The sequence below is a fragment of the Lentzea tibetensis genome (genome assembly GCF_007845675.1).
GTDB lineage: Bacteria > Actinomycetota > Actinomycetes > Mycobacteriales > Pseudonocardiaceae > Lentzea > Lentzea tibetensis.
The window spans coordinates 256,099-267,527 of sequence record NZ_VOBR01000007.1; the positions used below are offsets into that span (position 1 = coordinate 256,099).

At 68.4% G+C, this 11,429-nt stretch carries 9 protein-coding genes; 7 read left to right on the forward strand and 2 right to left on the reverse strand.

Annotated features, from left to right (window positions below):
* Positions 1–16 precede the first annotated feature (16 nt).
* Positions 17–610, reverse strand: a complete 594-nt coding sequence (locus tag FKR81_RS13630) for a TetR/AcrR family transcriptional regulator (RefSeq protein ID WP_146351755.1) — start codon at positions 608–610, stop codon at positions 17–19.
* Positions 611–737: 127 nt separating this feature from the next.
* Between FKR81_RS13630 and FKR81_RS43560 the strand changes: the two genes are divergently transcribed.
* Positions 738–890, forward strand: a complete 153-nt coding sequence (locus tag FKR81_RS43560) for a hypothetical protein (protein ID WP_186762957.1) — start codon at positions 738–740, stop codon at positions 888–890.
* Positions 891–1,115: 225 nt separating this feature from the next.
* Positions 1,116–4,007, forward strand: a complete 2,892-nt coding sequence (locus FKR81_RS13635) for a PQQ-dependent sugar dehydrogenase (RefSeq protein ID WP_146351757.1) — start codon at positions 1,116–1,118, stop codon at positions 4,005–4,007.
* 822 nt (positions 4,008–4,829) lie between these two features.
* Here the strand turns inward: FKR81_RS13635 and FKR81_RS13640 are convergent.
* Positions 4,830–6,353 (reverse strand): S8 family serine peptidase, encoded by a 1,524-nt coding sequence (locus FKR81_RS13640; protein WP_222598257.1) that lies wholly within the window; start codon positions 6,351–6,353, stop codon positions 4,830–4,832.
* Between the two features lie 149 nt (positions 6,354–6,502).
* On the opposite strand from FKR81_RS13640, the gene FKR81_RS13645 reads away from it, so the two are divergent.
* The 5 genes from FKR81_RS13645 to egtD all read left to right on the forward strand — a co-directional run bounded on the left by FKR81_RS13645 (position 6,503) and on the right by egtD (position 11,426).
* Entirely contained in the window at positions 6,503–7,063 is a 561-nt protein-coding gene (locus tag FKR81_RS13645; RefSeq protein WP_146351759.1) for a YbhB/YbcL family Raf kinase inhibitor-like protein, read from the forward strand.
* Between the two features lie 118 nt (positions 7,064–7,181).
* A complete protein-coding gene (locus FKR81_RS13650) occupies positions 7,182–8,393 on the forward strand; it encodes a glutamate-cysteine ligase family protein (protein WP_146351760.1) in 1,212 nt (403 codons plus the stop codon).
* Entirely contained in the window at positions 8,390–9,682 is a 1,293-nt protein-coding gene (gene egtB, locus FKR81_RS13655; protein ID WP_146351761.1) for an ergothioneine biosynthesis protein EgtB, read from the forward strand. Before FKR81_RS13650 ends, egtB begins: the two co-directional genes overlap by 4 nt.
* Before the next feature lie 2 nt (positions 9,683–9,684).
* Positions 9,685–10,458 (forward strand): ergothioneine biosynthesis protein EgtC, encoded by a 774-nt coding sequence (gene egtC, locus FKR81_RS13660; protein WP_146351763.1) that lies wholly within the window; start codon positions 9,685–9,687, stop codon positions 10,456–10,458.
* A complete protein-coding gene (gene egtD / locus FKR81_RS13665; RefSeq protein ID WP_146351765.1) occupies positions 10,455–11,426 on the forward strand; it encodes an L-histidine N(alpha)-methyltransferase in 972 nt (323 codons plus the stop codon). The genes egtC and egtD overlap by 4 nt, the downstream gene beginning before the upstream one ends.
* The last annotated feature ends 3 nt before the right edge of the window (positions 11,427–11,429 follow it).

Below are 11,429 nucleotides of genomic sequence, written 5' to 3' on the forward strand. Positions count from 1 at the left end.
AGAACTCTCAAGTCTCTTAATGGACCCGGCGGTGACGGCGAACCGTTTCCTCGACGAGGTCCAGCACCGGCTCGAGGTCGTCGGCCGGCAGTCCCATCGCCAGGTGTGACACGAGACCTTCGAGCACGAGCTCGAGGAAGCTGGTGAGCACGCCCACGTCGACGTCGTCGCGCAGGTTGCCCGCCTCGCGCTGGCGCAGCAGGCGCTCGCGGGTCGCCTTCGTCAGCTGCTCGGAGCGTTCCGCCCAGCGCGCGCGGAAGTCCTGGTCGGTGCGCAGCCTGCGGGACACCTCCAGGCGCGTGCCCAGCCAGTCAGCCGCGTGCTCCTCCTCGCGGTCCGCGGGCGCGGAGAGCAGGTCGCGCATGACCTGCACGAGACCCTGCTCGGCCACCACGTCCGCCATCCGCAGCGCGTCGTCCTCGGCCAGCGCGAGGAACAGCGACTCCTTGTCGCGGAAGTGGTGGAAGATGGCACCGCGGGACAGCCCGGTAGCCTCTTCCAGCCGCCGCACGGTCGCGCCTTCGTAGCCGTGGCGCGCGAAACAGGCTCGCGCACCGTCGAGGATCTGACGGCGGCGGGCATCGAGGTGGTCCTGGCTCACCCTGGGCACCCGACGATCGTCTCAGCAGGGAGACCGGAAATCCAATCCGTACGTACGGATTGACACCAATCCTTTGGAGTGGATCTCCGTACGGCGGGTCGAGCGGAGCGCTCGCCGACCAATATCGTGTCGCGCCATGGACACGCAGGACATCCCCAAGTTGTCGACGCTGGCCGAGCGGCTCGGTTGGTCGCTCTGCGTGTCCACAGGCGTCCATGTGGTCGATCTGCTGCTGAGCTCAACGGCGACCGACCTCATCTCGGTCCTCGCGGACAGTCGCGACCGGTAAGCGCTTTCCCGTAACTCTGCCGTGCCATTGACAGGGGGATGCGGTGGTGGTGTGATCTGCGCGACAGATAGGAAAGTTTCCAGCCCAATAACTGAATTCCGCCGCCGCTCCGTGATCCTCCACCCCGACCCGTAAGTGGGAGGCACTTCAGTGGCACCGAGAGCAGGTCGGTCGCTCCGCACGGCCGGCACATTAAGCGTCGCCGCGGCGACTGCTTTCGCAGTGATGTCGATACCGACGGCCGCCAACGCGGCACCGGTCAGGTACGAGGCGGAGAGCGCCTCCATCTCCCAGGGCGTGGTCGAGTCCAACCACGCCGGTTTCTCCGGCACCGGTTTCGTCAACTACGACAACGTGGCTGGCAGCTCGGTGGAGTTCACGGTCAACGCGGCGCAGGCGGGCACTGCGACGCTGACCTTCCGCTACGCCAACGGAACCGCGGACAACCGGGCGGTCGACGTCAGCGTCAACGGCTCGCTCGCGGTCGACGAGCGGGCGTTCCCCGGCACGGGTGCGTGGACCACGTGGCAGACGGTCACGAACCAGGTCAGCCTCAACGCGGGTCAGAACAAGATCAAGGTGACGGGCTCCGGTGCGCTCGGCGGCCCCAACCTCGACTACCTCGACGTCGAGCAGTCCACGGCCGCCGCGCTCGAGCAGGAGTCCGAGACGGCGACGATCAACCAGGGTGTCGTCGAGTCCAACCACGCGGGCTTCTCCGGCACCGGCTTCGTGAACTACAACAACGTGTCCGGTAGCTACGTCGAGTACACGATCACCGCCGCGCAGGCGGGCACGCACTCGCTCGTGTTCCGCTACGCCAACGGCACCGCGGTCGACCGTCCGCTGGCGATCAGCGTCGACGGCGGCACCGCGGTGAACCTGTCGTTCCCCGGCACCGGCGCGTGGACGACGTGGCAGACCGCGACGGTGCAGAACGTCGTGCTGAAGGCGGGTGCCAACAAGATCCGCGGCACCGCGACGACCGCCAACGGCGGCCCGAACGCGGACAAGCTGACCGCGACCTTCACCGGCCCGATCGACAACGAGGCGCCGACCCCGCCGAAGAACCTGCGGTCCACCGGCAAGTCGGCGACCACGACCTCACTCGCGTGGGACGCGGCGACCGACAACGTCAAGGTCGTCGCCTACGACATCTACCAGCACGGCCAGCTCATGAAGACCGTCGACGGCGACACGCTCGCCGCCACGGTCGAGGGCCTCGAGTCCGACACCGAGTACGACTGGACGGTGTTCGCGAAGGACGCGACGCCGAACGTGTCGCCGGCGAGCAACAACGTCATCGTGCGCACCGACCCGGCTCCGCCGGACACCGTGCCGCCGACGGACCCGAGCGGCCTGCGCTCCACGGGCAAGACGGCCACGAGCGTCGACCTGGCCTGGACCGCCTCCTCGGACAACGTGAAGGTGACCGGCTACGAGATCTTCGTCGACGGCGCGTTCAAGCAGAACGCGGACGGCACCGCCACCACGGCGACCGTCGCGGGCCTGACCACGGGCAAGGAGTACGCGTTCAAGGTCCGTGCCAAGGACGCGAAGAACAACCTGTCCGGGTTCTCCAACGAGATCAAGGAAACCCCGGTGGCCGGTGGCCCGAAGGGTGTGCCGAACCCCGGCACCGTCTCCACCATCGCGAGCGGTGTGGACATCGCCTGGGGTGTCGTGTTCCTGCCGGACGGCTCCGCGCTGTTCAGCGAGCGCGAGACGTTCAACATCTACCGGCTCACCGAGGGCGGCCAGAAGACGTTGGTGGGCAAGGTGCCCAACGCCGTCGGCACCAGTGGTGAGGGTGGTCTGCTCGGCCTGGAGATCAGCCCGACGTTCTCGACCGACCACTGGCTGTACATCTACCACACGGCGTCCGAGGGCAACCGCGTCGTGCGGATGAAGTACGAGAACAACGCGCTGTCCAGCTACACGATCCTGTTGCAGGGCATCGCGAAGAGCCGCTTCCACAACGGTGGCCGCCTGCGCTGGGGCCCGGTGGACAACAAGCTGTACGTCTCCGTGGGTGACGCGCAGAACGACAGCCGCGCGCAGGACAAGAACTCGCTCAACGGCAAGATCCTGCGCATCAACGCGGACGGCACCATCCCGTCGGACAACCCCTTCGGCAACGCGGTCTGGACGATGGGCCACCGCAACCCGCAGGGCCTGGACTTCGACTCCCAGGGCCGGCTGTGGCAGGCCGAGTTCGGCCAGAGCACGATGGACGAGGTCAACCTGCTGCAGAAGGGCGGCAACTACGGCTGGCCCGCCTGCGAGGGGACGAGCGGCAACTGCGGCGGCAGCTTCATCGCGCCGAAGAAGACCTGGTCGACCGGCTCGGCGTCGCCTTCGGGTCTGACGATCATCAACGACTACGTGTTCGTCGCGACGACCGTCGGCTCGCGGGTCTACCGCAACCGCATCGACGCGAACAGCAACCTGGTCGAGCAGACGACGTACTTCCAGGGCACCTACGGCCGTCTGCGCACGGTCGAGGTGGACAAGGAAGGCGACATCTGGCTGACCACGTCCGCGGACAAGGACGGCACCGCGAACAACGACCGGGTGCTGCACGTCGACATCGTGTACCAGGGCGGAGACCCCGAGCCGCCGACCGGCTTCAAGCTCACGTCGACCGCCTTCGCGGACGACGCGCTGATCCCGGCCAAGTACACGTGCGCAGGCGACGGCTCGCCTGGGCAGGACCCCTCGCCGCCCCTCGCCTGGGGTCCGCGTGAGGGTGCTCAGGCTTACGCCATCGTGTTCGCCGACCGGGTGAACAACGGCAACAAGCTGCACTGGGCGATCTGGGACATTCCTGCTGCTTCGTCCTCTTTGCCCGAGAATCTCGGTGCCGGGTTCAACGTTCCCGGTCAGGGTGGGGCCAAGCAGAAGGCCATGGGATCCGGGGCCAACTCGCAGAAGTTCTTCGGGCCCTGTCCTGGTGGGTCCACCAACCCGTACACCTTCACGTTGTACGCGTTGAACACCGCCACTGTGCCGGGGATTACCTCCTCTTCGACCATGGCTCAGATTGAGACTGCCATCAAGAACGCTTCTGCCGGTAACACGGTGTTGCGTGGGCGGTCCAACGCCAAGGCTGGGTAGGTAGGTTGTTTTGGGCCGCCCCTGGGATTGTTTCCTGGGGGCGGCTTCTTTTGTTTGGGTTTGCGGTGTGGGGTGGGGAGGGGCTCGCGGATCACCTCACGGTCGCCATGTTTTCAGGGCGGGGTCAAGACAAAAAGACGTCTTGACCCCGCCCTGAAAATATGGCAAGGCTGCGCCTGATCCGCGAGCCCCTCCCCACCCCTCGCCCTTCGGATGCTTGGGATTATTCGGCTGCCGGTTTGTGCTCGGGGGCCGCGCCCGGTTGGCAGTGCGGGGGTTGGGAGTGCGGCGGGCGCTCTTTTCTCTTGGTACCTGCCGGTTTGGGCGGTGCTCCCTTGGTACCTGCCGGTTGGGTGGGTGCCCTCTTGGTGCCTGCCGGTCCGTCGGGCTCCCTTGGTATCTGCCCGTTGGGGCGGTGCTCTCTTGGTGCCTGGCGGATTCGCCGTGCTCCCGTGGCGCCTGCCTGTGCCGTCGTGCCCGCCACGCACCTGCCGGTTCGTGGGGGTGCTTGTCGTGCTGGCTTCGCTTCGCTCGCGGGGGCCACGTGGTGCCGCAGAAGTGCGGGCTGTCGCACCCCGGTTTCGTGGTTGGCGTGGCTCTGGGCCGGGGATTGTCGGTGCTGGCTGCGAGCATGGATCGGGGGGTTCTCGAGTGCGGGGGACGCCCGCGTGAGCGCGGCCGCGATCGCTAGCGGTGGTCGGGCAGCACCGGCACGTCGACACGCCCAACACGCCCAGGCTGTTGTCCACCACGGGCGAAGCGCGGATTCGCGGACCCCTGTCAGGCCCCGCGAATCCGCGCCTCAGGCATACCGCCGCGGAACTAGTAGCTCTTGGGCAACGTGATGGACCAGCTGTCCAAAGTGCCGTCGAACCCCTCGGAACGGTCCTGCACCACCAGCTGCCAGGTGCCGTTCTTGTCCTCACCCGAGAGGTCGAGCGTGTAGGTCGACTGCCAGGTGCCGACGCTGTTCTTCTTGACCACGTAGGACTTCCCGCTCGGCGCGATCAGGTCGACCTTGAGGTCGCTCTTGTACTCGTGCGTCACCTTGATGGCGATCTTCGTGGCCTTCGGGGCCTTGCCCGCGCAGCCCGCGTAGCGGATGGCGGTGCTGATCGCCTCGCCCGCGTCGGGCACGGCGACCTTGTTCGCGTTGGTCTTCGTGCCGCAGCCGGGGGCGGGAGCGGGCGGGGTGATGCCGTGGTTGGTGTAGAGCAGTTTGTTGGGGGACAACGGGCCCGGGTTCGTCACGCGGCCGTCGGTGGCGGCGGCTACCAGGGCGTCGTTGACCTGTTGTGGTGTGGCGGTGGGGTTCTTGGCCAGGTACAGGGCTGCGGCTCCTGCCACGTGCGGGGAGGCCATCGAGGTGCCGCTGGCGGACAGCGTGGCGGTGTCGCTGTCCTTCCACGACGACGTGATGCCCAGGCCCGGCGCCCAGATGTCCAGGCACTTGCCGTAGGACGAGAAGTAGGCGCGGCCGTCGTCGCGGGCCGTCGCGCCCACGGTGATGGCGCTCGGTTCACGGGCCGGGGACATGGTGCAGGCGTCGTTGTTGCTGTTGCCCGCGGCCACCGCGTAGGTGATGCCGGAGTCGACCGAGCGTTTCACCGCCGCGTCTAGCACGGCGTCTTCCTCGCCGCCCAGGGACATGTTGGCCACGGCGGGTTTCACGGCGTTCTTGGTGACCCAGTCGATGCCGGCCACCACCTGCTCGGTGGTGCCGGAGCCCTTGCAGTCCAGCACGCGGACGGCGTGCAGGGTGGCCTTCTTCGCGACGCCGAACTCGGTGCCGCCCACCGTGCCCGCCACGTGGGTGCCGTGGCCGTGGCAGTCGGAGGCGTCGTTGTCGTTGTCGATCGCGTCGTAGCCGGAGTGGGCGCGGCCGCCGAACGTCGTGTGGGTCATGCGGATGCCGGTGTCGATGACGTAGGCGTTCACCGTGGCGGCGTCGGTGGCGTAGAAGTAGGTCTGGTCCAGCGGTGGGACGCGCTGGTCGATGCGGTCCAGGCTCCACGACGGCGGGTTGTTCTGGGCGTCGAGCAGGGACAGGCGCTGGTTCTGCTGCACGAACGACACGGCGGGGTCGGCGGCGACGGCGCGGGCCTGTGCGGCGGTCATCGTGGCCGCGAAGCCGTTCAGGGCCGACGAGTACGTGCGGGTCACGTTCGCGCCGTGGCGCCTCGACACGTCCGCGGACGCGATGTGCTCGCGCAGCACGACGAGGTAGCTGTCCGGCACCGCGGTGGGGCTGTCCGCGCCCAGCACCCGGCCCTGTGCCGAAGCAGGTGTCGCGGTGCCCGCGGCGATCAGCGCCGCCGCCACCAGAGCGAGCTGGAAATTGCGCATTGTTCTCCCTTGTGAACTGCCAGGTAAGAGGGTTCACGCGGCGGAACGCGACCGTCGCGGACAGTATTGCATCGGACGACGATCTGTGGTCGTATGGATAGCGATTGAATGTTCGAAACCTCCGCCGCCTGTTTACCTGGAGGTTTGTCATGAGAAAGATTCTGCTGGCCACGGCCGTCGTCGCGTCCGCATTCGCCATCGCCGCACCGGCCATCGCCGCACCCGCTCCGTTCACACTTAGCAGTACCGCGTTCAAGAACAACGGGAACATTCCGGACAAGTACTCGTGCGCACAGGACCACAAACCTGGTAACGACATTTCCCCGCCGCTGGCGTGGGACGCGGGTGACCTGAAAGCGCAGAGTTTCGCGCTGGTGTTCATCGACACCGCGAACGGCGGCAAGCACTGGGCCGCGTGGGACATCCCCGCCACGGCCAAAGCGCTGCCGGAGGGCCTGAAGAAGGGCTACGACGTGCCGGACTTCCCCGGCACGCACCAGAAGGCCATGGGCAAGGCGGACGTGGCCGAGCAGTTCTTCGGCCCGTGCCCGCGCAACAAGCACAAGTACGAGTTCACGCTCTACGCGTTGAAGGTCGCGAAGCTGCCCGGCCTGAACAAGAACTCGAAGGTCGCGGACGTCGAGGCGGCGGCCAAGAAGGCCTCGCTCGGCACCGCGAAGCTGGTCGGGTTCTCCACCGCGGCGCCTTAGCCGGAAGTGGGGGCCGTCACACGCGTGGCGGCCCCCTTTTCCTTGATCCGCAACGGTTGCAGGCGTGCGACTGTCAGGGCTCCCGTGTAGCGTCGAATCAGCTCGATGATCACGGGGAGTGAGTGTTTTGACTGCGTTGCGCGACCAGCCGGCGCCGGTTCTCTTCAGAGACCGCGCCGAGGCCGAGGCCTACGTGGCCTCGGTTTGCTTCAAGCACGGACCTCCGAAGTTGTTCGGACTCGAGCTCGAGTGGACGGTCCACCACGCGGAAGACCCCAGCCAGCCCCTTGATCCGCGTCGACTGGCCGCCGCACTCGGCGAACACGCACCACCGACGCTCGTACCCGACAGCCCCCAGCGGCCGTTGCCCACCGGCACCCCGCTCACCGTCGAACCCGGCGGTCAGATCGAGATCTCCACCCCGCCCCGCGCCTCGCTAGGCGAGCTGTTCGCGACAGTGGCGGAGGACATCACCCAGCTCACCGCGTTGCTGGCCCAGGAGGGCCTGGTTCTCGGCGACCGCGGCGCCGACCCGCACCGGCCACCGCGCCGCATGCTGAAGGTCCCCAGGTACGACGCGATGCAGCACGCGTTCGACCCGCGCGGGCCGGACGGCATCACCATGATGTGCAGCACCGCCGGTCTGCAGGTGTGCCTGGACTTCGGCCACCAGCAGGACCTCGCGAAGCGCTGGGCCGCGGTGCACGCGCTCGGACCGGTGATGCTCGCCCTCTTCGCGAACTCACCGGGCGTCGGCGGCCAAAGGCCGGACTGGGCGTCCGCGCGCATGCGCACCCTGTACGGCACAGATCCTGTCCGCACGCGTGCGGCGGCCGTGTGCGACGACCCGGCAGGCGCCTACGCGCGCCGGGTGCTCGACACGCCGGTCATCGTCATGCGCAGGCCCAGTCCCAACTGGATCCCGCCGCACCGGCTGACGTTTGCGGACTGGATCGGCGGGGCACTCGAACGCAATCCCACCAGCGACGACCTGGACTACCACCTCAGCACGATGTTCCCGCCGGTCCGACCCCGCGGCTACATGGAGGTGCGGTACCTCGACACGCCGCGTCCGGGCGGCTGGATCGCCCCGACCGCGCTGCTGGTGGCGCTGTTCAGCGACGCGTCCGTTGTGGACCGGGTGCTGGACGTGACGGAGGCGGCGAAGGGCCGCTGGCTGCACGCCGCCCGCTTCGGCATGCAGGACAGCCGGATCGCCCGCGCCGCACGCGAAGTCGTCGAACTGGGATGTCAGGCGTTGAGCCGCACGGACCTGTCGCCCGAACAGGTCAGCGCCATCGCCGACGAACTGCAAGGGGGCTTGGCATGACCGAACAACTGAGGGAGCACGTCGCCAGGCAGCTCGAGAGGTCGCGTGCGCGCAGCACCCAGCTGACCGACGCCGTCGACGAGCACGACCTGGTGCGCCAGCACTCCAAGCTGATGTCGCCGCTGGTGTGGGACCTCGCGCACATCGGCAACCAGGAGGAGCTCTGGCTCGTCCGCGACGTCGGCGGACGCGAGCCGGTGCGCCAGGACATCGACGAGTACTACGACGCGTTCAAGTTCTCCCGGTCCAAGCGGCCGGAGCTGCCGCTGCTCGGTCCGAAGGAGACCCGCCAGTACGTCGGCGACGTGCGCGGCAAGGTGTTCGACGTGCTGGAGAAGGTCCCGCTCGAAGGGCGCAGGCTGGTGGAGAACGCCTTCGCGTTCGGCATGATCGTGCAGCACGAGCAGCAGCACGACGAGACGATGCTCGCCACGCACCAGCTGCGCGTCGGCGACCCGGTGCTGCAGGCGCCGCCACCACCGGCCGGAAACGCCGTGCTGACAACGGAAGTGCTCGTGCCCGCCGGCTCGTTCGAGATGGGCACCAGCACCGAGCCGTGGGCGCTGGACAACGAGCGTCCCGCGCATCCCGTGCACGTCAAGGCGTTCCACATCGACACGGCCCCGGTGACGAACGCCGAGTACGCCGAGTTCATCGCGGCAGGCGGCTACGACCGCGAGGAGTTCTGGAGCGCCGAGGGCTGGATGCACCGCCTGCACAGCAAGCTGCGCGCGCCGAGGTTCTGGCAGCGCGAGGGAAGTGGCTGGGCCCGAACGGTTTTCGGCGTCACCGAGGCGCTCGTGCCGAACGAACCCGTTGTGCACGTGTGCTTCTTCGAGGCCGAGGCGTACGCGAAGTGGGCGGGCAAGCGCCTGCCGACCGAGGCCGAGTGGGAGAAGGCCGCCCGCCACGACCCGGCGACCGGTCGTTCGCGCCGCTACCCGTGGGGCGACGAGGACCCGACGCCGCAGCACGCGAACCTGGGGCAGCGCCACCTGCGCCCGGCGCCGGTCGGCGCGTACCCGGCGGGCGTGTCACCGCTGGGCGTGCACCAGCTGATCGGCGACGTGTGGGAGTGGACGGCGTCGGATTTCCACGGCTACCCCGGTTTCGAGGTCTTCCCGTACCCCGAGTACTCGAAGGTCTTCTTCGGATCGGACTACAAGGTGCTGCGCGGTGGTTCGTTCGGGACGGACGAGGCGGCGGTCCGCAGCACGTTCCGCAACTGGGACTACCCGATCCGGCGGCAGATCTTCGCCGGGTTCCGCTGCGCACGGGACGCCTTCTAGCGGTGTGCCGCCACCTGGGTTACCTGGGCCCAGCCGTGCCCGTCGCCGACCTGCTCTTCGAGCGGCCGCACTCGCTGGAGCGCCAGGCGTACGCGCCGAAGGACATGCGGGGCGGGGGAACCGTCAACGTCGACGGCTACGGCGTCGGCTGGTTCCCAGGACTGGATCCATCGCGCCCTCCGCTGGGAGACGTACGTCGGCCGGTCAGATACCGCCGCACCGGCCAGATCTGGGGCGACGCCAACCTGCGCGCTGTAGCGGCGGCCACGTCGTCGGGCGCGATCCTGGCCGCGGTGCGGTCGGCGACAGCGGGTATGCCGGTGGTGGACACGGCGTGCGCGCCGTTCACCGACGGCCGCTGGCTGTTCAGCCTGAACGGCCGCATCGACGGCTGGCCGGACACCGCGGCGGAGATCGCGAAGACGTTGCCCGTCACGGATTTGCTGACGATGGACGCGCCCACGGACGCGGCGCTGCTGTGGGCTGTGCTGCGGCACCGGCTCGACGCGGGGGAGCAGCCCGCTGAGGCCGTGGTGCGCCTGGTGAACGAGATCGCGGACGCGTCACCTCACTCACGGCTCAACCTGTTGCTCACCGACGGCACCGTGCTCGTCGGCACTACCTGGACGCATGCCTTGTGGGTGCTCGAGAAAGCACAGTCGGTCACCGTGGCCTCCGAGCCGCTGGACGACGACCCGGAGTGGCGGGAGATCCCTGATCGTTCCGTGCTCTGCGCAGGAATAAACCCGTCCACAGTGGAGGTTCAACCGATATGACCGAACCAGTGGTGGATGTGCATCTCACCCCGGAGGATGCGGCGCACGCGTTGCGCGCGGACGTCCGCGCCGGCCTGACCGCGACCCCGAAGTGGGTGTCACCGAAGTGGTTCTACGACGCCGTGGGCAGCGCGTTGTTCGAGGACATCACGCGTCTGCCGGAGTACTACCCGACGCGCGCGGAACGCGAGGTGCTGGGCAGGCGCGCCGCTGAGATCGCGTCGACCACGGGGGCGCACTCGCTGGTCGAGCTGGGTTCCGGCTCGTCGGAGAAGACCCGCCTGCTGCTGAGCGCGTTGCGGGAACGGGGCACGCTCGCCGAGTTCGTGCCGCAGGACGTGTCCGCGGAGTTCCTGCGCGACGCCGCGAAGGCGATCATGGCCGACTTCCCCGGCCTGCGCGTGCACGGCGTGGTCGGCGACTTCACCGAGCACCTGGGCATGCTGCCGGGCGAGTCGCCGCGGATGGTGGCCTTCCTGGGCGGCACGATCGGCAACCTGATCCCGCAGGAGCGCGAGAAGTTCCTGCACTCGGTGCGCGACGTGCTCGACCCCGGTGAGTGGCTGCTGCTCGGCACGGACCTGGTCAAGGACTCCGAGGTGCTGGTGCGCGCGTACGACGACGCGCAGGGCGTGACGGCCGAGTTCAACCGCAACGTGCTGCGCGTGCTCAACCGCGAGCTGGGCGGCGACTTCGACGTCGACGCGTTCGAACACGTCGCTCTGTGGAACGCCGAGCGCGAGTGGATCGAGATGCGCCTGCGGGCCACGCGCGCGATGCACGTGCACCTCTCGGAGCTCGGGTTGGACGTGGAGTTCGCGGCCGGTGAGGAGCTGCGCACCGAGGTGTCCGCCAAGTTCCGGCGCGACGGGGTCCGCCGCGAACTGGAGGACGCCGGGTTCGAGCTGCACCGGTGGTGGACCGATGACGAGGGCCGGTTCGCGGTGTCGCTCGCGCGCGCCAGTTGAGCG